12 protein-coding genes are annotated in these 23,558 nt (G+C 39.2%); all 12 read right to left on the bottom strand.

Annotation, left to right across the window (positions count from 1 at the left end):
• Positions 1-41 precede the first annotated feature (41 nt).
• The gene (locus ACQ334_RS16000; protein WP_430989252.1) at positions 42-1,622 is read right to left on the bottom strand and encodes a family 43 glycosylhydrolase; all 1,581 of its coding nucleotides are present in this window, start codon (positions 1,620-1,622) and stop codon (positions 42-44) included.
• Positions 1,623-1,685: 63 nt separating this feature from the next.
• The gene (locus ACQ334_RS16005) at positions 1,686-3,380 is read right to left on the bottom strand and encodes a GH39 family glycosyl hydrolase (RefSeq protein WP_430989253.1); all 1,695 of its coding nucleotides are present in this window, start codon (positions 3,378-3,380) and stop codon (positions 1,686-1,688) included.
• Between the two features lie 9 nt (positions 3,381-3,389).
• On the bottom strand, positions 3,390-4,913 hold the full coding sequence (locus tag ACQ334_RS16010; RefSeq protein ID WP_430989254.1) for a rhamnogalacturonidase: 1,524 nt from the start codon (positions 4,911-4,913) through the stop codon (positions 3,390-3,392).
• Positions 4,914-4,925: 12 nt separating this feature from the next.
• Positions 4,926-6,269, bottom strand: coding sequence for a rhamnogalacturonan acetylesterase (locus tag ACQ334_RS16015; RefSeq protein WP_430989255.1), 1,344 nt, complete (start codon positions 6,267-6,269; stop codon positions 4,926-4,928).
• Positions 6,270-6,338: 69 nt separating this feature from the next.
• Entirely contained in the window at positions 6,339-7,679 is a 1,341-nt protein-coding gene (locus ACQ334_RS16020; protein WP_430989256.1) for a glycoside hydrolase family 88/105 protein, read from the bottom strand.
• A 184-nt stretch (positions 7,680-7,863) separates the two neighbouring features.
• Positions 7,864-9,855, bottom strand: a complete 1,992-nt coding sequence (locus ACQ334_RS16025; RefSeq protein WP_430989257.1) for an alpha-L-arabinofuranosidase C-terminal domain-containing protein — start codon at positions 9,853-9,855, stop codon at positions 7,864-7,866.
• A 99-nt stretch (positions 9,856-9,954) separates the two neighbouring features.
• Positions 9,955-11,913, bottom strand: coding sequence for a RagB/SusD family nutrient uptake outer membrane protein (locus ACQ334_RS16030; RefSeq protein ID WP_430989258.1), 1,959 nt, complete (start codon positions 11,911-11,913; stop codon positions 9,955-9,957).
• A gap of 21 nt (positions 11,914-11,934) precedes the next feature.
• Positions 11,935-15,048, bottom strand: a complete 3,114-nt coding sequence (locus ACQ334_RS16035; protein WP_430989259.1) for a SusC/RagA family TonB-linked outer membrane protein — start codon at positions 15,046-15,048, stop codon at positions 11,935-11,937.
• 328 nt (positions 15,049-15,376) lie between these two features.
• Positions 15,377-17,158: a RagB/SusD family nutrient uptake outer membrane protein gene (locus ACQ334_RS16040; RefSeq protein ID WP_430989260.1), complete on the bottom strand. Its 1,782-nt coding sequence runs from the start codon at positions 17,156-17,158 to the stop codon at positions 15,377-15,379.
• Between the two features lie 30 nt (positions 17,159-17,188).
• Positions 17,189-20,341, bottom strand: coding sequence for a SusC/RagA family TonB-linked outer membrane protein (locus ACQ334_RS16045; protein ID WP_430989261.1), 3,153 nt, complete (start codon positions 20,339-20,341; stop codon positions 17,189-17,191).
• 33 nt (positions 20,342-20,374) lie between these two features.
• Positions 20,375-21,814 carry a fasciclin domain-containing protein gene (locus tag ACQ334_RS16050; RefSeq protein WP_430989262.1) on the bottom strand — a complete coding sequence of 480 codons (1,440 nt, stop codon included), beginning with the start codon at positions 21,812-21,814 and terminating at the stop codon, positions 20,375-20,377.
• 31 nt (positions 21,815-21,845) lie between these two features.
• Positions 21,846-23,534, bottom strand: a complete 1,689-nt coding sequence (locus ACQ334_RS16055; protein ID WP_430989263.1) for a fasciclin domain-containing protein — start codon at positions 23,532-23,534, stop codon at positions 21,846-21,848.
• Between the last annotated feature and the right edge of the window lie 24 nt (positions 23,535-23,558).

The raw sequence follows: 23,558 nt of genomic DNA on the forward strand, positions 1-23,558 counted from the left end.
GATTTATTTAAACTAATACAATAAAATTATTTGCTTTTTTATCACTTTATTTTCACCAGCGATACATCATCTACATAACAAAAAGCATTGGCCATACCCGCTGCACGAAAACCAATTTCCACCTTTCCTCCTTTAACAGCTATACGGTCTATACTGATTGTTTTCCATGATGTGTTTTCTTCTTTAACAGTAACTACAAAAGATTTGCTTTTACTAGAAGCATACATTTCCAATGTAGAAAAGCCAATGCTGTTCTTCACTTTTGCAGTCATGGTATAATAGCCATCCTGCAACTCTACATAAGGTGACGACGTTATTGTTTGCGATATATTTCTTTTAAAATTTACCTTATCACTGATGTTCATACTTTTTTCACCAGTCACCATTTTACGATCACTCTCACTATTGAAATAATTCAGTATGGGTGAACTGTTACTATCCTGCGAAATTTTATTGCCTTCCACAACCGTAGTCTGCCATCCTGATAAATATTCCTGCACGGGTTTAACCGGGCTTGGAATTTTTCTTCTATCCGCTTCAAAACTTCCATTCTTTACATAATTATTATCAGCGGAAATATTCCACTCTCCCGTTTTTGCATTGATGTTCCAGGAGCTGAGTGAATTAAAATAAGGTATGGTATCATTAAATGAAAGCGGGAACCATTGATTGTACCCTAAACCATTGCCGGCAAAATCAGCCCAGCGGTCACCGCAGTACACTACAGTTTCTTGCTTGCTGCCTTTTATGTTACAAAAAAATCCCGTTTGCGTAACATGTGCATAGTCATCTGCACAACCATTCATTACCTGCATATCATTCGCAGGTGTAAATGGGCCTCTTATATTATCCGACACCAGGTAATAAGCAAAAGAAGCATCCCAGCCATAAATATTTGATGCACACATATAATATCTTCCCTTGTATTTGAACATACAATTACCTTCCCTGCTTTCACCCTGGAAAACCTTTGTGCAATCTAATAAATTTACCATCCCATCTTTAACACCGATCTCCGACACATAGATTTTATTTCTGCCGCTGCCATAAGAGTAAATAAGATATGACTTGCCATCTTCATCAGTAAATACCGTTTGGTCGCCGGTATTGCTGGTACCAATCATATTGGTCATATTAATTTTCTGATGCCAGGTAAATTTTCCTGCAGGCTGATCAGCAACTGCAACCAACACTTCTTTATCATGCTGTACAAACAGTGCATATTTTTTAAGCTCTTTTAAATAAGCAACACCTAAGCGCCCCACCCAACTATTTTTTCCCGGCTTTATTACTTCTTCTTTTGTTAGTACATCGGCTTCAAATTTCCAGTTCACTAAATCAACCGAACTATAACAGGTAACAGATTTAAAAGTACATTTTGAATATGAGGTTACCGGGTTATTGCGATAAGCATCAGCTTCTTCATAATATACTCCATACCAGTAATATTTTTCCACACCTGTAACGGGATCAGCAAACCTGAATATTCCTCCTCCCTGGCTGTTTATCGGGCTTCCATCTTTTGTATTCCAGAATGTATCATTCTTAATATTGAGCAACTGAGCATCAACTGATGGAAGAAAAAAAGTACACAATATTGTTAGGATAAAAATTTGTTTCATGCTTTTATTTTAATTCCGTGGCCAGTGTCTTCACCGGCCACTATCCGAAATTACATACGATGTTTACTTAGCTGGTTCATGAAATTGTATGAACTCAAGTTTTAATAAACTTACACCCTGTGGTGGCAAACTGAGGGTAAAAATTCCTATTCCATTATCTACCCACAAGTCTTTCATTTTTCTTATCACCTGTAATTGACCGGCTTTTTCCAATTCCTTTACCTGGGCCATGGTTGGGTTTTGCGGTTGCCCCATTTTTTTCCAGGCGGTATAAGCATTACTATGTGTATCATCAATACGATACTCCGTCATAGTCATTGTATTAGTAGGTATACCCTTTATATTAATTAAAACCGGTTTAGGTACTTTTGTGATATCATCGTCATCATGATAATTCCATATCATGATGGCGCCCGTTTTTTTATCACAGCTTGCCAAAGCACCAATATCATTCTTTTTACCCCTTACACTGGAATCTACTATTAATTTCAGGTCATACATTTCATCTGCATCAACTGCCACCCGTTTTCCTGTCATCATACCAAACATCCTGAATACATTCAATACCGGTTTATCCACACCGTTAGTAGCCAGGTCTCTGAAACCATAGAACCAGGGTTGGTTCTCAAATTCAAATGCCCAGGTTACAGCGCCTAAAAAATTTACTTTAAAAGAATCTGCCAGTAAATACTTTCTTGCGAAAGATGCAGCTGTATAACTGGAATACATGGTGCCATTGCGATACGCATTTTCAGGATTAGTTTGCATGCCACATGCAGCACAACCTTCCGGATCAGATTCGCCAATGATAACAGGAATATTCTTTAACTGCGGATAAGAGGCCACTAATTTAAATCCTGCGTTGATGTCCTGTAATTGCCTTCCCATATTCATACGCACATGTCCATCTACAAGCTTTGGAGATCCCTTGGCATGAAATAAAAATGCATCAATTGGTGCACCTATTTTTTTAGTAACTGCATTGGTATCTTCAAAACAATGTTTAACAAATGCCTTTAACCAATCCTGTGCACCGGCACTTGCTGTACCTGCAATATTTATTCCCCCGATCTTTGCCGTAGGCAATGCTCTCTTTACTGCATCAGTAGTATAGTCATACAATTTAAAGAACTCTGCCTGTGTACCTTTCCAGTAGCCGTTGGGCTCATTCCATAATTCCCAGTACCAGCTATCCACTTCCTTCTTTCCATAACGGTCAACACTATGTTTTACCCATTGATAAACCAGCTCTGCCCATTTGTTGTAATCTTTAGGCGGATAGGCCCATCCGGTCATTATTTTAGAATAAGGGTCGCCGGGCTTCCAATCGTGTTTGTATGGTGAGGGATTTGTAGATAACGCTTCTGGCATAAAACCAATTTGTGCCAGTGGCTTCATGCCTCTTTTAATATAGGTATCAAAAATACTATCAATGATCGTCCAGTTGTAAATGGGCTTACCATTCACGTCTTCGGTATAAGCATTGGTACTGCCCCATTTTAATGCAGGAGTTCCATCGCCTGTAACCAATAAACTATGTGCCCTTACATAAACAGGCACCTTGCTTAATGCTGCAATTTCACTCAGTAGTTTTTTGCCATCCTTCATATAAGTATAGTTGGGTTCATCATAACCAAACCATGCCCATACCGGTTTCATATCTCCTGTTTTTTTATTCAGATCAACATTTATAGTTGCCTGCTGTGCCTGCATTGAAAAAGAAAATAAAAAACTGATGACTACAAAATATACTTTCATGTTATTGAATTAAAGTACTGTGGCTGATGATTGTTTGATTTTTTTATCTTTGAAACCTTCGCTGTTTTTTATACTGAACTGTGTTATATTTTTCAGGATGATATTATCAGCACCGGCAACCGCCTGCGTTTTTATACTGAAGAGTGTTGCATTTTTTACATCCTCCATCATTATTGCCGCACGGGTTTCATTACCCAAATAACTCACCTGCACATTATTAAGTGCAATACCATTTACATGGCGGATAAAAAAACCATACACCGGCATGATACCCATTTTTGCTGGCTCAGGATAATCTTTTTCATTTTCAGGAACTATAGCAGGAATTTTTGCCGTTGCAGAATCCATCTGGCGGTATTGGATATTGATATTGCTCAACTGAATGCTTTCTATAGCATTGCCGGGCACTCCGCTAATGATAGAAGCAAAATGCGAATTGGCATTATATACATTGATATTGCTGATCATTATCCTTCTTAATTTACCAACCGGTGTACCTTCGGGGCCACGCATTCTTGCACCTAATCTTAAAAATAATGGCGCATTTACAATATCTTTCATAGTGATGTTGCTGATCACTACATCTTCCAGCAAAGCACCATCAACAGTTTCCAAAGCCAGGCCCCTGCAATAATCAAACACACAATTGGAGATGCTGATATTCTTAAATCCTCCATTTGATTCTGTTCCGAATTTTATCCTTCCCGTTGGCCCCATTTTATCAGGCACTTTCTTCCACTCATTGCGTTGGTAAGTGCCATTGTAAAAAGTACCTACATCATAACCACTCACAATACAATTGGTGATGGTAACATTTTCTGTTGCCCTTGCATAACCCAGCGCATAAGAGCTTTTTAAACAAATAGCATCATCCCACGGTGCGTTGATGCTGCAATTAGAAACATGCACATTATTACAACAATCAATATCGATGCCATCACGGTTGGTGTCCATCTTCAAATTATCAACTGTACAATTATCAACACCTGTTGCCAGTATTCCAAAATGACCGCCGTTCAAAATGGTAAAATCCCGAAGTGTAACATTGCGGCACAATCTTAATGCAATGGCTTTATTGCCCCATGGCCTTCTTTCAGATGCGTTTCTTCTCAATCCCTTCCCGTTAATAATACCATTACCAGTGATGGCAATATTTTGCAGGCTATCACCCCATATCAAACTATTATGCCAGTGACTATGGCCATAGTCCTGGTATTTATCGTCGGCATTTTTTTCTGCTGCATCATATTTCCCATCAGCAGTGGAATCAGCTGCCAGCAATACTGCTCCATTATCAAAATGCAAAGTGATAAAACTTTTCAGGTGAATAGAAAAACTCAGGTAAGTGCCTGCAGAAAAAAAAACAGTTCCTCCTCCGTTTTTTGAAGCAGCGTCAATAGCATCGTTGATTGCTTTTGTATCAACAGCAATGCCATCAGCCTTAGCGCCAAAATCTTTTACATTATATACATTATACTGTGCCTTTGCAGTAACAATAAAAAAAACAGCAAGTATAAGAAGATAAGGTTTCATTTTTATTACTGGTTAATTACCATCAGGCTTTACTGCTGCCATTAAAACACTTTGCGGCCAGTACCATTTTTCTACAGCATCGGGTTCTGCAGGATTAAATTTCGTAATTCCCTTCTTTAAATATTTTGCAATGGGCAATTTATTATCCTGTATCGACTGCACAATACAACGGCATATCTCATAAGCTCCATAAGTATTAAAGTGTGTATTGTCTTCTAATTTTTTATCCTGGTTAGGAAATGTATTGGCAGGATAATGCACAAATGCTTTGATTGATTTTTCCGGACCCCAGGCTTCATACATAATCTTACTCATCGCATTCAGATCAACCAATGCCACATTTTCTTCTTTAGCAGTTTGCCGCACAGCTTCAGGATAATCACCTAATGAATTGGTGATATGCCCCGTGGAATCAAAAGTTCTGCGGTTCATAGAAGTTACCAAAACAGGTATGCCGCCTTTCTTTCTTGTTTCGCTGATAAAATATTTTAAACTGGCTTTGTAAGAGGTGAATGGGCCAATACCTTCCCCTTTTTGTTTCATATCGTTGTGACCGAATTCTATAAACAAATAATCGCCTGCTTTCATCAGGCTTAATAATTTCTGCAAGCGTTTAGCGCTTTTAAAAGAGCTTAATGTTTCTCCGCTCTCTGCATAGTTAGCAATGCAAATATTCTTTCCTTCAAAAAACGAGGGAATCATTTGTCCCCATGATGCCCATGGTTCTCTATCCTGATCAACCACGGTTGAATTACCGGATAAAAATATAGTAGTGGCTTTTGTATTGGGTGTAATTTCTATGGCACAAACTCTGGAAGCAGTATCATTAAATTCAAGCGTGAGTTGATTATCCCAATGCAAGTAATTTATTTCTCTCTCTTTTAATTTTACTTTATCTATTATAGTACCTTTTGCATCCCTTATCAAACTATCTTTTACATGAACTGTGAAGGTTTCGGTTCTTATTTCGCCAGCTTTAGTAATAATGTTTTGCAAAAATAACCTTCTGCATTCCGCTCTTACTGTGGTGGCAGATGTACCGCTCCCTCCCAGTGTAACTTTTACATCATAATTACCTTCGGGTAGCTTCACAGAAAAGAAAAAAGGTTTGCTACTGCCAATATTATCTACTGTTATACTTTTATTTTTTTTATAGGGTTTAAGGGCCCGGCCAATTAGCTCTTCTTCATCCGGATTTATAAAACCATACCCAAGTGCATCTGTATAAATCGTTCGCACAGTTACCGGTATGTATCCTATTGCAGCTTCGCCATTCCCAAAATCAAATTTAAAACTCGTTTTTTGTTGTGCGTTTGCAACGCTACACAAAAGCATTAAAGCAATTATTGTTTTCATCTTGCTACTCATACATTTTTTTATTTTTTCTTGTACCAATCTTTACTACTGTCATCCTGAGCTTTATTTTTACTCCTCATACTGCAACGCACTATCGTTCATTTTAAATTTATTTTTTGCCACCAGTTTATACATTTCTGCGCCGGCTAAAATTACCGGACCATAACCATGCGCTGCAAAAACATTTACAGGCCGGTGATAATAAAATGCAGGATCAAATGCCATACCTGTTCCCACACAAGTGCCTTCTACCTGGCCTTTGTCATTTACTTTGGTAGCTACTGCATTCCATGCCAGCATAGCCATGGGTGCATAGGTAGCAGGATTTAACCAGCCTTTGTTGCAGGCATGTGCAATACAATAAGAATAAATGGCGGTGGCAGATGTTTCCAAATAACTATCTTCCCTGTCTAACAACTGGTGCCAGAAACCGCTGGCACTTTGATAAGAGGCTAAACCTTTTACATGCGCTTTTAATTGTTGCAACACAAAATCTCTCCCTTCATGGTTTTCCGGTAGCACATCCAGTAATTCAACTGTTGCCAGCAAAGCCCATCCATTAGCACGTGCCCATTTAAATTCAGGATGTGTTTCCATACTCTCCACCCAGCCATGCATGTATATTCCTTTTTCTTTAATGAACATTCGCTGGCTGTATAATTTTACCTGGTTCACAGCATCATCAAAATATTTTTTATCGCCGGTAAGTTTTCCCATTTGTGCTAACGTTGGTATCCCCATGTACATATCATCCAGCCACATGGTATTTTTCTGCGGACGGTTTCTTGCTAATGTACCATCCGGTAGGCGATATTCTTTTTTAGCAACCCAATCGCTGTATACATCAATCTGCGGACGTAAATTATTATTCACTCCCATTGTGGTAGCTTTTATCATAGCTGCACAAACAGCACCTGCATCATCCAATGCTTTTGGATCTATTGGTTGGTGCAAAGGATAATTATTGCCGGTGTAACCACCAGCTGCTTTTAATTTTTTTACAGCGGGTATCCAGTTAGCAAAAAAATTAAACCTGTCTTTTGTATAGTTGGTGTATTTTTTATCGCCGGTAATTTCTCCTGCCCATAGCATAGCTGCATAAGTCACTCCCCATTCATAACTGGTGATCCTGAAATCGCCTTGCTGCAAAACTGTATTGGTATCAATTTTTGCGACATCGTTCACCAGTTCATTTGTTTTTTTGTTGATCATTTGTGCAGGCGTAACGGCATCTAAATAATTAAATACTTTATCCAGCACTTTTTTTATTTCTTCTTTTGGCATAGGCTCATAAGGCACAGTATACACCGGCTTCATCGCATGCAGTGATGCATCGTTGGCAGCTTTTACCTGAGCATTGGCAACTGCAGATAGTAAACCCAATGCTGTAAATATGGCTAGTCTTTTCATATCAAATTTTATTTCAGTGTTTATGTTTTTGTTTTGCCCGGTTTCAACAAGCCCCAACTAACAGCATTAATATTTTTAGAGCCTGCAGTAATGTTACTGATAAAGCAGCGTTTAAAGAAGTCAAGTCTTAAAGACTTGACTTCTTTTGGCAAGCCAGCTGATTACATTTAATATAATATGCCATTTATAATTTTTTACAAGCAATTCTCATCACAATAAGTGAAGATGGATTTAAAACCACTGCTACTTTATTATTTTTTACGGAAATTATTTTTTCTACCGGTACTACTTCAGCAGGTTTGTCCAGCGAATTGAATGCTTCTTTATTGGCCGATTGCAGCAGCATTGCTTTTACATCCTGTTTATTCACTACAGTATTTTCAAGATTTAATGTCAGCGGAATTGATGCACCACTGATATTCACCATTTTCAAAATCACTTCGTTGCTGTTTTTATCAATAGCAGCCGTTACATACACGCTATCTTTTCCTGCTACTACTTCTCCATTTTTTAAAACAGGTATTACATGCGTTCCCCTGTTGGTAGAAAATAATTTCTGCACATAATAATTCGGTGTTCCTATTGAACGTAAATTATCAAACCAGATCAGGTCAGGCCGCCACTGCCATGCTTCCACATGCGCCAGCAATGGTGCGTAAGAAGCCATGTTCACCACATCAGCATTTCTTTCCAGGCCGGTCATAAATGCAGCTTCAGCAATAGCACTTTCCCAGTTATTTCTTCCTTCCGAATTATTATTATCTTTTGAATGTGCAGCATATTCTCCTGCAAAAACTTTAGGACCATTACGATCGTATTTATCATAGCGGTTAGCATTATCCAAAAACCATTTAGGTGGCTTGTAATAATGCTCATCAATTAATGAAGGGCTGAGTTGCTTTAATTCCTTCCAGGCCATATCAAAATATTCTCCGTTAGAATAAGGGCCTGAACCGGAAACAATTTTTATGTTGGGATATTTTGCAAGAATCGCTTTTTCAAAAATTTTATAGCGGTCGAAATATTGTGCTTCCCATTGTTCATTACCCACGCCTAAAAATTTTAAATTAAATGGTGCCGGATGCCCCATATCAGCCCTCAGTTTTCCCCATGAAGTAGTTACAGGCCCGTTGGCAAATTCTATAAGATCCAGTGCATCCTGTATATAAGGTTGCAATGCGTCAATAGCAACAACTTCTGCGCTGTTGTATTGACAAGCCATACCGCAATTCAATATCGGCAACGGTTCTGCACCTATATCATCTGCCAGTTGAAAATATTCATAAAACCCTAATCCAAAACTTTGAAAATAATCCGGTGCAGATTTTTGTTTGAATTCCACATTCCACCGGTTCATAATTAATTTGCGATCATCAACATTGCCCACAGTGGTTTTCCATTGGTAACGATTGGTCAGGTCTCTTCCTTCCACAATGCAACCGCCGGGAAAACGAACAAAACCTGGTTTAAGATCGGCCAGTTTTTGTGCAAGGTCTTCTCTTAAACCATTCGGCCTGTTTTTAAAAGTATTGGCAGGAAATAAAGAGACCACATCAATATCGATGGTACCATTGCCTTCAAATAATAAATTTAATTTTCCTTTTTGTGCAGAGTCAGTAGTGGTAATTACAGCTGTATATTTTTTCCAGTCGCTGGTAAAATTTGACAGTACTGTCTCTCCTATAATTTTTCCTGAAGCATTTACCAATTGCACTTTTATTTTTACTGCTGCACCTGCCTCATTTTTTGCCACCACCGAAAAATTATATTGCTTGCCTGCGTAAATACCCATACCCCTGAACCCTTCATTACTTAATCCGTACACAGGTGATTGGTTATTGATAGAAATACTTGCATAACGAAGATTGGCGGTATTTTCTTTTCCGTGGTTTACAATTAATGTGGAAGACGTGTTTCCTTTTTCTTCAATTTCTTTCCACCCCATCATGGGCATAGGAAATTCAAAAGAACGGTTCTTTACCAGCTCTGCATACAAACCACCATCAGCTGCAAAATTGATGTCTTCAAAAAAAATGCCCCACATAGTGGATTGAATGGGTGCCAGTGGTTTGGTTGGCTGCACGGTTAATTGCATCGGTTGTTGTGCAATTATTGTTTGATGGAGCGTAAATACCAATAACAGTACAAAGCTATAAAGTAGTGTAGTTTTTTTCATGCTTAAAATTACCAAATTCAATCTTTAAATTCTATATAAACTAAAGGACGGTACAATTTTCATTGACCGCCCTTTACCAACTGCTAAATGAGAAAAATCTTAATATCCCGGGTTTTGCATTGCTTGTTTTTCGGCAGGTGTTAAGTTAACCCCACCTTTTTGAATTCCATCAAGAAAAGTTTGTGGAATAGGCCTAAGCGTATGATAGTCTTTTATATTTGGAGCAGCGTCGGGATTAAAGACCTGCGCACGTTTTACTAATGTTTTGGTCCGGCTCAGATCCTGCCAGCGTAAATATTCACCAGCCAGTTCACGTGAACGTTCATTCAATACAAAGGCCAATGCCCTGTCGTAAGCAGACGTGTAACCTAACCTTGTAATGATATCTTCATCCTGTGCAGGTAATGTTGCCATACTTGCAACTGATAAACTTGTTGCTGTAGAAGGAGGAGCCAATAAATTAAAATTATTTGATTCGGCGTAAGAATTTTCAGCCACAAAAGATACTGGCACTGTACCTTGTGAAGTTGCATTAATAGCACCGCCGCCATCCCAATATGCGGTACGGTTTTCGCCATTTTGATATTGTGCTCTTGTTCTTACAGCATTAATATAAGGTAACGCATCGGCATAGGTGCCGGTGCCCAAAGCTGCAAGGCGTATCTTAGCTTCAGCAGCAATTAAATAAGTTTCGGCACTGCGTGCCAATGTAAGATCTCTAAGCCCCCTTGTATCATTGAAACCACCAACACGGGAACCATCAAAAAATTTGCTTAAAGGAGGAAAACGAGGTTCGGGATATAATGCCCCATCAGTTGTAGTACCGGCAGGATAAGCTACATAAACGTTTGCTATATTCCTTCCTGTTCTTGCATATGGCACCGAGTTAAGCAATTTAACGGAAGAAAAACGATTATCTCCCGGCTGATTGATCACGTACATCACTCCCATATCACCATTTACATAAGGTGTAGAAGCTTTATTTACGAGATACTTGGTCCTGAAACTTTTCCAGAACCTGGAATCATTTACCAGGTCGTAAGCCCTGAACATAAAATAACTAGTGGCCAAACGACTGAATGGCCTGTTACCACTAAGATCGCGTTGCATAAATGGCAGATCGTCGTAACGGCTACCGTAGTGAAGATGTTGTTGATTGCCGCCGGTGGCAGATGCATCACCAGTAAATTGGGCTGCTAAAATTATTTCGTTCAATTTTTCATTTGGCGCATCCGGGCCTGTATATTTCCAAAGATCGCCAAAGTTTGGCGCCAATGGATGATTGGCTATAACGGCATCACATAGTGGAATTATAGCCGCAAGGTCTGCCGCTTTTGTAGTACTGTTCCAGGAATCATTGATCTCGCTTGCACGGCTCAGGTATGCTTTGGCCAAAAAATGTGCTGCTGCATCCTTGGTTATTTTTGCAGGGCCGCCGGTGTTGGTTAAAAGTGTATTTGCCTGTGTAAAATCAGTGATGATTTGCGTGTATACATCTTTGGGAGCAGCCCGGGTAAATTCTAATTCCACACTTGTGCTGGGTGTAGTTTTTAAAGGTACTGCACCATATTGGCTTACCAGTCTTAAATAGCTATAGGCACGAAAAAAGTACCCTTCGCCCAAAGCTGTTTTCTTAATGGCATCGGCAGTAGATGTACTGGCAAGTGCATTTTGAATGATAAGATTTGCATCCCCTATGCCAATGTATAAATTATCCCATTGCGCATTGGCGGCAATCGTATTGCCATTAATTACAGCAGTTATAGAAGCCAGGCCATTACCGTAAGAGTTGAATGATGCGTTGGAGTTATCGCCACCCAAGTGAAATTCATCGGTGCCATAACTCATATTTGAATAAGGAAATTCCCCGCTGAACGGTACGCTGAATATATGATAATAAGTACCATTTACTAAAGACAATATCCCTGCATCAGTTTTATAATAGTCCTGGTTCCTTGCTGTAGTTAATGTCTCATCAAGAAAAGTTTTTTTACAGGAAGCAGTAACCATTGCCAGCGCAATGATTGCAATACTGATAAAAAATTTATTATTTTTCATACTTGTAATTTTTTTGTTGTTTTAAAATGCCGCATTAATACCTACAGTAATACCGCGGTTGTTTGTAGCTGCAGCCACATCCATATCCAGGAACTTTATCTTTGAGAACAACATACCCGGGTTAGCCATTTGGAAGAACACCCTTAAACTCTGCATGTTCATTGCTTTTAAAGGCCTGCCGGTAAGATTATAGGATGCAGAAATATTCCTGATCTTAATAAAAGAGGCTTTTTGATATCCTAAAGAAGAAGAATACAGATCACCGGTACCTGTTGAATAAATTGGTTTTTGATAATCAGCATTGGTGTTGTTTTCGGTATAATAGCTAAGCGCTCTTGTACTGGATCTTGCTACCATTGCTTCTCCGCCGGTATTGAACATGTAGTTCAAACGGCCATATAAAAACACAGAAAGTTCAAAATTCTTATAACTAAAACTGTTTGTCATACCTACTATCCATCTTGGCCTGGTGTATCCTACGATTACACGGTCGTTATTTGCATCAATTTTGTAATCCCCGTTTTTATCTACAGGTCTTACATTTCCCGGAGAAAATTTAGACCCTGCCGGTAGGTTAGCATTAAATTTATTCATCTCCACTGAATCAGATATATGCCATAATCCATTAGCCGGTATACCATAAATTACACCAATAGGCTGGCCGATGAACCAGGTATTATTAATGTCATCTGATTTGCCATTTGCCAAAGAAACGATTTCATCTTTCTGCCATGATGCATTGAAGTTAGTTGTCCATTGAAAATCCCTTATTGCGACGTTTGTAGTATTGATACTGATATCCACACCCTTGTTTGCAGTTTGCCCGATATTTTGTAAAGTAGAGAGGTAGCCTGTAACTGAAGGAATGCTACGTGACAATAAAAGGTCCTTGGTATCGGAAGAATATACATCAACTGAACCAGAGATACGGTTTTTGAAAAAAGAAAAATCCAGCCCCAGGTTATATTGGGTAGTTTTTTCCCAACCCAGTGCCGGGTTGCCAAATTCTGTTGAAGGTGTGGACCCTGCAGTGACAGCACCTATAAACGGATAGAATAAAGATACAATAGCAGGGTTTGTTTTATAGGCATCAACAGCTGAATTACCTGTAACACCAACTCCTACACGCAGTTTAAGATCGTTAACCCAATGTATATTTTTCATGAAGTTTTCATGATTGATACGCCATGCTAAAGCGGCGCTGGGGAATACAGAATATTTATTGCCCTCTGCAAATTGAGATGCACCATCCTGACGGGCAGATACCGTTAACAAATACCTGTCGTCAAATGCATAGTTCAGGCGGGCCATATAGCTTAACAATTGCCTCTCTATCAGGTCTGAAACAAAGTTTACTGAAAGATTGGCTGAAGGAATAACTCTACTATTAAGTGTATACCATTTCTGGCTGGCAAACGGTATACCTGTTCCTACAATGGTGTTAACAGGATCAGATGTGAATTTTGTAGCACTTTGTAACAGGGTAACGCCAAAACTATGCTTTTTTATTGTTTTGTCATAATACAACAGGTTATCTAAAGTGTAGGAAAAAGTTTGCGCTTTTTGCAAAGAAGCTGAACTTATACCACTGCTTGCAGAAGATAACCCGTCAATATAAATACCATTTTGATAAGTAGAAAAATCAGGACCAAAGTTCATCCTGTATTTTAATCCTTTTAAAACAGGATGCATTTTTCCAAAATCTAATTGTGCGTATAAACTACCAAACGCCCTGAGCGTTTTACGCTGGTCTTGCGAATAGTTCCATTCATCCACTACGTTTTTAAAAGCCACATCACCAGCCGGATAAAGTACCCTTGCGCCAGTGGCATCATAAGGAACCGCATAAGTATACAACCTTCTTGCCGATTCATAAATACTTGTACCAGGGCTTCCCACAAAAGAACCGATCACACCGCTGGATTGCCCAAATTCCTGTATACTCTGGGTTACGTTCATATTAATACCCATACTAAACCAATTGGTAGCCTGTATATCAACACTAGTTTTCCCGGAAAATCTAGTAAATTTCTGGCCAATGGATGTGCCCTTATTATTCAGGTATCCAAATGAAGCATAAGCTTTCACTTTATTGGTACCTCCGCTAACACTTAATGTATGATCTGTAGTAATACCTTGTTGTGATACGAGACCTTTCCAGTCTGTAGTAGTTACTGCGGAACCATCCCAGGTACCTTTTGCCCAACCCTTTGCCACGTTAGCCCAGGCTGCAAGATCAGTTGTAGCCTTGATGACGTTAACACTATCATTTAACCTTGTTGGTTGATCACCTCGTGTAGTAGTAAATCCACCATAATACCTGGCCCAGCGTAGAAAATCAATAGATTCTGCGGCTGTCATCGACGGAGAGTAATCATTTATATTTTCCACAGTAACAGAACTGTTAAGTCCGATTTGCAACTTGCCTGCCTTACCCTGCTTGGTAGAAACGATCACCACACCATTAGCACCTCTTGAACCATAAATTGCCGTAGCGGATGCATCCTTCAACACATCAATTGTTTCTATATCATTGGGATTAATATAATCGATACCACCTGTTGTTAATGGGATACCATCTACCACAAAAAGTGGAGTGTTGGATGCCGTAATAGAACGTACGCCACGAATGTTAATAGCGCCTACTTGTCCGGGACGTTCATTGGAAGTTATATCCACACCAGCTACTTTACCCTGCATAGCCTGCAGTGCATTGGTTACCGGTCGTGATTTAATGTCATTCTGGTTAATCCCGGAAACAGCGCCGGTTACATCTTTCTTTTTAACTGTTGCATAGCCTATCACCACAACATCAGTTAAACTTTCGTTGGTAGATTTTAATGTTACTGATAGTTGCGCTTTATTATTTACAGCAACTTCCAGTGGGTCGTGGCCTACAAAACTAATCTCCAGTTTTGCTTTGCCAGATGAAACATTCAATTTAAATGTACCGCCCGTTCCGGTAACGGCAGAGTTTTTGGTGCCTTTCTCCATTACAGTGGCACCTTCCAAAGCCTTACCGGCGTCATCTGTAACTGTACCAGATACAGAGAAGCTTTGTGCTTTAACAGAAAAAGAAGAAATCAGGAATAGAAGGAGAATTGCAAAATTCTTCCTCAGGAATTTTTGACTCATGATAGCATCGTTAATTTGGTTAAAAAATAGCAGCGATTAATTTCCTTATAGCGGCGGAAATTATTTTCTAAAAATAGTTTTTTGATTTTGCGAAAGGGAAAAAAAATGCGCAATCGATTGCGTAAATACCGCATTCTTATTAAGCTATAGCAAAAGCAACACACTATCCTTAAGGTACTAAAGTTAGAAAAACTGTCTTTTTTATCATCCTGCCCCATCCTGTCCCCTGTGGTAACAGTCTGATTTTATCCTTTAGTAATCACAAGTAAAAGCAAAAAAAGTGCCTGTTTTTCAACAAGCACTTTTCAATATAATAGGAATAACCTTCTTAGTTAAATTTAAATGGCAGGAACCAATCTTTATTCATCAGCTTGGTTCTGGCAGCTGTAGCAGCTGCTGCTGATAAACCGGATTTGCGCAACTTGTCGTACACCTTATCTGCAATAAATGCAGGATCGTTACGGCGTATGGCAACTCTCAGCAGGTCGGGCCAGCGCTCGCCTTCGTAAGCCAGTTCCAATGCATCTTCTGTGATGATCATATTTTCAACATTGGTAACGCTATCAGTTAAAGGTAATGTAACGGGTTTCAGATTTGCCCTTCCTCTTATACCAATATTCCTGTACCAGGTATTTCTGTATGCAGGTGCCTGCCCGCCTCTTGCATCAAAATCGTAGGGCCAGGGTAAAAATGTTTGCTGGTAATTGGTTACATCCCTGTTGGCAGATACCGAATTACCGGGGAACGGATCGTAAGTATAACCAATGCCTTTGTTAACCAATGCATAAGCAACTCTGTACTTACCTGCACGGTTAGCCGCTTCTGCATAATGCAGGTGCAGGTTAGCTGCACGGCATAAAAACCATTTGCCTGATTTACTTAACGCATTGATAGGTTGGTTATCGGTACCCAGGTAATTGTACAGGTATTTCATTATCACCGGTTGACCGTTAATATTCCTGTACGTAAAATTAGCTCTTGAATCAGTGGGAAAATTATCCCTTAATACTTCGCCAGCTGTAACTGTTGCAGCTGTAAACACGTATACCTGCGTTTGTGCGTTCCAGTAATCCATTGCCTGTTGCGCAGGTTTTACCAGGTAGCTTCCTCCGTTTGGAGAAAACAGGTCGACAAAAGGATTTACCGGTTCAAAGTTTTTATCAAAAGGTAAACTCCAGATCATTTCCCAGTTAAATTCATTATCTACCTGCGGCCTTTCAAATAAATACCTCCAGCCATTAGTATACACTAACGAATTAAAATCAAAAGTTCTGGAATAACTGACACTTGCATTTCCAAAACTCGATATGCGGTATTGATTATACCATAACTCTGAGTTACCTACCGGGCCGCCTATTTCCAATACTCTTTTATACCTGTCGGCTGCTTTGTCGTACTGGCCCTGCCAAAGGTACAAGTCGCCCATTAAAATATTTTTATTGATAAAGAATTTTGAAGTACTGTAACCATCAACAACAGTTTGCAGCGTAGTACCACTGGGGTAATCATCTGTAAAAGGTAATTTTTCTGTAAATGATACCAATGAATCAATTAATACAGGTAATGTTATTGTAGGAAAGTTAGTACTGTCTTTCAGGTCTTTTAAAGTAACAACAGGATTGGTAACATACGGTATTTTACCGTAGTGAATGCCTAATTGCAAATATACCCAGCTCCGTATAGATGCAATATCTGAATAGCGCTGGTTAAACTCTTCCGCTTTTAGTTTGCTTTGGGCATACATTTTTTTAAAGTTATCCAGTACATCGTTACAGTTTACGATCACATCGTAAAATGGCTGGGGATCAATGTATGGATTGTTAACCGTTGCAGTGTGTTCGCTGATCTGGCGCAGGTTAGCATCTGCATTGGTGGTAATATCCATCAGGTCGCCTCTTAATTCGTTGAGTAACAAATAGGGCTTTGCTATTTTCATCACTTTGCCATACACACCAATTACAGCAGCATCTGCATCAAACACATTACGGTACATGTTGGCAATACCCACCGTAGTCTGGGGTTGTACGTCCACTAATTTTTTGCAGGAAGACATGGCGAACAATGTGCCCGCTGTACAAAAACCAACTGCTATTTTATTAATTAATTTCATCTCTGTAAAAATTTTGTAACTGAATTATTATTATAAACCAATTTTAAAGCCTACCTGAACTGACCTGAACTGTGGTTCCAGTGTATTATCCACACCCTGGCCAAATATGCTTTCTGTTGCGCTGAATTCCGGATCGTATCCTTTATAGTTAGTTAATGTAACCAGGTTGTTGCCGGTAGCATATACTGTTGCATATTTAAAGAAGTTAGACCTGATCGGTAAATCGTAAGAGAATGTAACCACTCTCAGGCGCAGGTAAGAACCATCTTCTATCCACCTGCTGCTGAAACGTGAGTTACCCATTGGATCGCCCCATGTGGCTTTTGGCATACTGGTAACCTGCCCGTTCGATCTCCACCTGTTTAATACTGCTTCTGTTTGATTGTAAGCGTTATTCATACCTTCCAGCTGTGCACGGGTGTAATTGTATATTTCATTACCATATGAAAAAGTAAATACGGTATTTAATGAAAATCTTTTGTAAGAAAATTTATTGTAGAAAGATCCGTAAAGATCGGGATTAGGATTACCCAATATTACCCTGTCGTTATCATCAATTATTTTATCGCCGTTTACATCAGTGAACCTTACATCACCGCCTTTAAACGCTGCCAGTGTACCATCTGCTTTGCGAACAGATAAACCTTCTGCTGCAGCTACTGCATCGGAAGCATATACGCCATTTGCCTGGTGACCATAAAATTCGTTAGGTGCACTGTTAACCTGGGTTACATAAGTAGCACCACCAAATGAAGTAATGATCTTGCTGGTTGGTAATTGAGTAACTGATGAAGCATAGTGGCCGATATTGAATCCTGCATCCCAGTTAAAATTCTTTTTATTAATAACTCTTGCGGCAACAGTAAATTCAACGCCTGTTGTTTTTAAAGCGCCGCTGTTGGTTACAACATAATCGAAGCCGCTTGCTGTAGCAGCAGGTTCGTATACAATTAGCTTATTGGTTTTGTTACTGTAGCCATCAAAACTAAACTGTAATCTTTCGTTAAGCACAGCCAGGTCCAAACCAACGTTTAATTTCTTTACCTGCTCCCATTGCAGCTGATCGTTGGCAATACCGGCACGTACCAACCCCTGCATACCCAAAAGGTTTTGAGACACATAAGTTCTTTGTGCAGTGTAGTTGCCTATATCATCATTGCCGGATAAGCCGTAAGAAGCCCTTAATTTCAGCAGGTCTATCTTACTATCTTCCATTGCTTTTTCACTTGAGATGAGCCAGGCTGCAGCAACAGAAGGCAACACTGCAAAAACATTACCGTTAACATTAATGCCGCTGTTTACATTTTTTCCAAAGCGGCTTGATGCATCAGCAGCAAGATTAGCAGATAAAAAATATTTATCCGCATAAGAGTAATCAGCATTAAAATAAGTATTCACCCATTTTGATTCTCCTATCTCACCACCAATTTTTCTCAGGCCATTCACACCATTGCCCACACTTACCAGTTCATCAATAGCAGAGTTGTATCCCAAACCATAATCCTGTTCAGTTTTATCTTTCATGTACCTTACCCCTAACCTTGCAGAAAATGAATGTACTTTGTTAAACACTTTTGCGTAGGTTAAACGGGTATCATTAAAAATAGAAAACAGGGAAGTAACCTGTGTACCCAACCTGCTGTACGCAACTGCATTGCTAAGCGTATCCGGTACCACACCTTTACGTGGAACAAAAAAACTTTCTCTTACTTTATTATATACTATACCAATGGTAGTAGTAAAATCAATGTCTTTGGTGATCTCGTATTTAAAACCCATTGAACCCATAAAACGATACGCTTTATTTAAACCCTGCCCCAATTCAGTTATCGCTACAGGATTACTGATATTTAAAGTATCCCTGTCTGCTATGATAGGAGATTCAACGCCTGTTGCCGATACATCATTAGTACGCAGGAAAGGCGCTTTAACCAAAGCCAGGAAAAGCGGATTTGTTTTTGCTGCACTTCCCTGGTCTCTTAAATTCTGTTCAGAAAAAGTAAAACTTAAATTAGTGGTAGCGGTCATACGGCGGCTTAAATTAAGATCGCCATTAAAACGCATATTATATTTAGAGAGGTCAGTATTTTTTGTAAGGCCGTCATTATTTAAGAAGCCTAATGAAATAGCATATTTTGCAATGTTATCACCACCGGTAACTTTTAAATATACGTTTTTCGTATACGCTTTCTGCATCACCAGGTCCTGCCAGTTGGTTTCATTATGATAGGCATAATAACCGGCAACAGACGGATCATCATTCATGTAAGGTTGCTTTTGTATATCTGCATCACTCATACCTTTCGTTTTCAGAATTTCTGAAAGGTAAGTTCTGTAATCACCTGATTTTAATACTGGTAAGTTTTTAGGTACTGCATTGTATCCGCCATACACAGCGAAATCAATTTTTGTACCCAGTTCTTTGGCCCTGATAGTAGTGATGATGATAGCACCATTACCACCTTTGGTACCATATAATGACGAGGCATCTTTAAGTACTGAAATATTATCGATGTCTCTTACATCAATAGAAGAAAGCGGGTTAGTGTAATTATTAGCTATGATAGAACCGCCCACATTACTGTTATTGAAAACAATACCATCTACTACAATCAACGGCTGGTTAGTGGCATACAAGGAATTAATACCACGTAAAAAAAGTGCAGCACCAATATTCTGGGTTCCGCTGCGGCGGATAACATTTAGCCCGGCTACCCTTCCCTGTAAGTAAGCATCAGGAGTTTCTCCATACCTGTTCCATCCATCCGATACCTGTATACCAGTTGCAGCATATGGACTAACTGTTTGTGTTGTTCTGCCCTGTGGCAGATCTACTCCATCTGATGAAGATGCAAATCCATCTTCATACATCGAAATCTTTAAAGTATGTAAAGCCCTTACCGGCACTTCTTTTGACTGGTAACCATCTCCTTCAAGCAACAGAAGCCCCTCTTGTACAGGCAGGTTAATAGAAAAACTACCGCTGCTATCTGTAATAGAAGCTGCAAATTCTTTATAGGTTAACCGGATACCACGAAGGGGTTTTCCTGTAGCCGCACTGGTAACGGTTCCCTCTACCTTAAATTTATTTTCAGAGGCAGTAGTACCCTTTTTTTGTGCCTGCACAAAAAAACAGGCAGCCAAAGCAACAGACAGTGTAATTATTTTCTTAAAAATATGCATGATAATAGAATGATAAACTTTGATAAAGAATTTTTATGGTACTGGTACTAATCTGATATAATCCAGCAAGATCGGCCCGGTAGTTACTGCGGTAACTCTCCAATCGATGGTGCCAAACCTTGTATTGGTTATATCGCCTACATAAACTTCGTTATAAGCGCCTGTTGCCGTATACAAGGGTACCGCATGAGTTAAAGTTCCTGTTAATGCACCTAAACTGGTATTCCATGCATTAATAGTCTGGTTAAATGCCGCCGCCTGAAAATCATTGCTGGCCTTAGCATATACCTGGTATTTAATAGTAGGTGTTTCTGTTGTTCTGTAAAAAGAATAAAAGGTAGTTACACCATGGCCACTGATGAGGATATCTGAAAAATTTAATCCTGTTACCGGATTTAAACGAAGGCGGTAGTTGATAAATGCGGTTTTATCATTTTGTAAAAACCCTGTAGGAAATTCACCTTCCAATGTGATGGGCAGGAATTTATTTTTTGTAGGCACATCCACTTTACTCATAATGTACACGTAACCGTTACTCATCTTTTTAATATCCACCACAAAAGCACTGCTTACCGGTACGCTTATGCCCGACCTTGAAATTAAGGGTTGTGGAACCTGGAAAGGGGTTTGATAAGGCACATCATAAGCAAGGTCTTTCACTACATTCCACCTGGTTAAACTATCGGTTGCCGTAGTGCTGGTAGTTCCAAAATAAGGTTTAAGCGAATCAGCTTCCAGCACAAAATTGGCATCCTGCATTACAAAATAAGTGTACTGTTTGTCTTCCCTTTTTAAATCATACACCCTGTCGATAAAATAATTTCTTTGCACAATACCGGTTCCCGGACGATAAACAGGTAAGCCGGTAATTACACTGATACTATCAATGATGGCCAGTGCAGGGTCAAAGCCATTGTAGTTTAAACTTTTTACGTAAGCATTTTGTGCATATTGTGCAGTAGTGGCATTGATATAGTCCCATATATTCTGCAAAGGCGGTACCATTGCATTAATAGTATGTAACACACCATTACTTACATATTTGTCGGTACTTAATAATGCAGCTTCATCAAATTTTGCACTGCTGAAATTATTGTACTTACCACTCAGCATCAGTATACGTGCTGGCGTAACCACATCTTTTATAAAATATAACTGGTTGGAAATGTGATTGAGTATAAAAGCTTTCAGCTTTGCCTTATCGGCAACTGTTGCCGGGTCAATAGTTTGCAATGCCGCATTATTAGGTGCCCAAACGGTAAACGTTTTTGATGCCTGCAATACAGAATCTAAACCGGCAAGCCCTACATATTCCCTGAACTTACTTAGGTCCGGATTAGAAGATACTGCCTGCAACAAATTTTGTGTAAGGTCTTGCTGAGTTACTGCAGTATGGTCTTTCCATTTATTACAGCCCGTAATTACCATGGTAAAGAGCAAAACAATCCCCGTTATATATTTTTTATTATACATCTTGTACTTTTTAATTGCTATGGTTTATCTATTAGAAATACTGTAATGTTCCGTCAGTATTAAATCTTGGTAAATACTGGTTTTGATTGATAGGAATAAAATGAACCATATCCAGGTAATCGGATGGATTTCCGGTACCGGCAGCAGGCAGGGACCGTAACCTGAATTTATGACGATCGGTAGTAGGTACATCAATGATGCCTAAGAATTTACCTGTCATAAACTGCGTAGTACTGGGAGAATATTTTTTCCATCCCAATGCTTCCAGTTCACCATCAGATAAGTTGGGCCTTTGTTCGCAAAAATTAAATTGCCTTGACAAATCAACTCCATCAAACGAAGGTTGTACCGGCATATTAGAACCACCAGGCAAACCAACTGTACCAGAACCTTTAGCTGCCCTGTAACAGATCCATACTTTATACCTTCCTTTAATGATGATTGGTGTGGTAAATTCTATCCAGTTATGCCTTGTAGTATTTCCCATTGGTACACTCAGGTAATCTCCATAGTATACATTTATTGAAGAAGAAGTAGTATAAGCATAATCCATAGTGTTAGTAGTTCTGTCCCATGTAATATCCTTAATAGCACCGTAAGCAAAACTGAAATTACCTCTTCTGAAAACTGCCGGCAATTTTCTTACTTCAGGAAAATCAGCCACATCCCAATACACTGCCGATGGCTGGCGGATCTTAGGTGCAAAATGAGCTAATGCAGTATGTAATACACCTGTAGTTGCAGACAGATCACTTGTTGAACGTTCTATCTCCACACCTTTTTCATGCACACCATTAAAGTCAAGATCATTCAATAACACTTTTACATCATCCAGTTTAGAGGCCAGTACTTCCAGCGGTGCTAATGTGGTATGAGAACTTGCGGATACGATATCAGCAAGATATTTTGTATCAGGAATGATATGATATTTCACATAGATACTTAAGCTATCCAGTGGATTTAAAGGATTACCGGTGTTGGAATATTTTGCTTTTAACGCTGCAAAACTGGTAATACCGGAATCGGCCAGGGCCTGGTTGGTTTCAGCAAATACAGTAAACCATCTTCTTAAAGAAGGTGTTGTACTGTTGATGGTATTAATGGTATCGTAATAACCTGTTGCCTGAAGCGCCTGTTTAAAAATAGAGAATCTTGCATCAGCCGAAATTAATTCTGCAACAGTTTTAGCTGCAGGTTTCAACACATGGTCGATCTGGTGTATAAGGCCATTACCGGTTTTAATATTACCCTGTGTTACAATACCCTGGCGATTGATAAGAAATGCAGATGTACCACTTTTATTTTCAACACCTGTTACCAGGTACTGTCCATACATGGTTATAGTAGGTAACTTGCCGTCTTTAAAAGAAGCGGTGGTAAGCGTATCTTCCAGCAGATGAAACTTTACAATATCCTGTGCTTCTTTTTCTGTTAATCCTGTTAAGGTTTTATTTACTTCTGTTAAATACAATGCAACTGCACTATCGGTAGGTACAAACATGGTGTACGAACCATAGGCATTTAAAAAACCGGCATAACCCGATTTATCAACTATTGCAGTAATAGAAGAATATTTAGAAGGGTTAGCTTTTATATAGCCATAAATGTTGAGGTCAGTAGTGGTACTTTCCACATATTTAATTTTTTTACAGCTACCGGTGTAAAAAATTATAAGCAGGCCAACTATTGCTGAAACCATGATGCTTAAATATTTTTTCATACGCTTTGGTTTATTTTGTAAATA

Origin of the sequence: Ferruginibacter sp. SUN106, assembly GCF_050611765.1 — a bacterium.
Lineage (GTDB): Bacteria > Bacteroidota > Bacteroidia > Chitinophagales > Chitinophagaceae > Ferruginibacter.

Excerpts from the sequence above, each read along its gene's own strand:
- ACQ334_RS16000 (WP_430989252.1), bottom strand. The coding sequence starts at position 1,622 with ATGAAACAAATTTTTATCCTAACAATATTGTGTACTTTTTTTCTTCCA.
- ACQ334_RS16005 (WP_430989253.1), bottom strand. The coding sequence starts at position 3,380 with ATGAAAGTATATTTTGTAGTCATCAGTTTTTTATTTTCTTTTTCAATG.
- ACQ334_RS16010 (WP_430989254.1), bottom strand. The coding sequence starts at position 4,913 with ATGAAACCTTATCTTCTTATACTTGCTGTTTTTTTTATTGTTACTGCA.
- ACQ334_RS16015 (WP_430989255.1), bottom strand. The coding sequence starts at position 6,269 with ATGAAAACAATAATTGCTTTAATGCTTTTGTGTAGCGTTGCAAACGCA.
- ACQ334_RS16020 (WP_430989256.1), bottom strand. The coding sequence starts at position 7,679 with ATGAAAAGACTAGCCATATTTACAGCATTGGGTTTACTATCTGCAGTT.
- ACQ334_RS16025 (WP_430989257.1), bottom strand. The coding sequence starts at position 9,855 with ATGAAAAAAACTACACTACTTTATAGCTTTGTACTGTTATTGGTATTT.
- ACQ334_RS16030 (WP_430989258.1), bottom strand. The coding sequence starts at position 11,913 with ATGAAAAATAATAAATTTTTTATCAGTATTGCAATCATTGCGCTGGCA.
- ACQ334_RS16035 (WP_430989259.1), bottom strand. The coding sequence starts at position 15,048 with ATGAGTCAAAAATTCCTGAGGAAGAATTTTGCAATTCTCCTTCTATTC.
- ACQ334_RS16040 (WP_430989260.1), bottom strand. The coding sequence starts at position 17,158 with ATGAAATTAATTAATAAAATAGCAGTTGGTTTTTGTACAGCGGGCACA.
- ACQ334_RS16045 (WP_430989261.1), bottom strand. The coding sequence starts at position 20,341 with ATGCATATTTTTAAGAAAATAATTACACTGTCTGTTGCTTTGGCTGCC.
- ACQ334_RS16050 (WP_430989262.1), bottom strand. The coding sequence starts at position 21,814 with ATGTATAATAAAAAATATATAACGGGGATTGTTTTGCTCTTTACCATG.
- ACQ334_RS16055 (WP_430989263.1), bottom strand. The coding sequence starts at position 23,534 with ATGAAAAAATATTTAAGCATCATGGTTTCAGCAATAGTTGGCCTGCTT.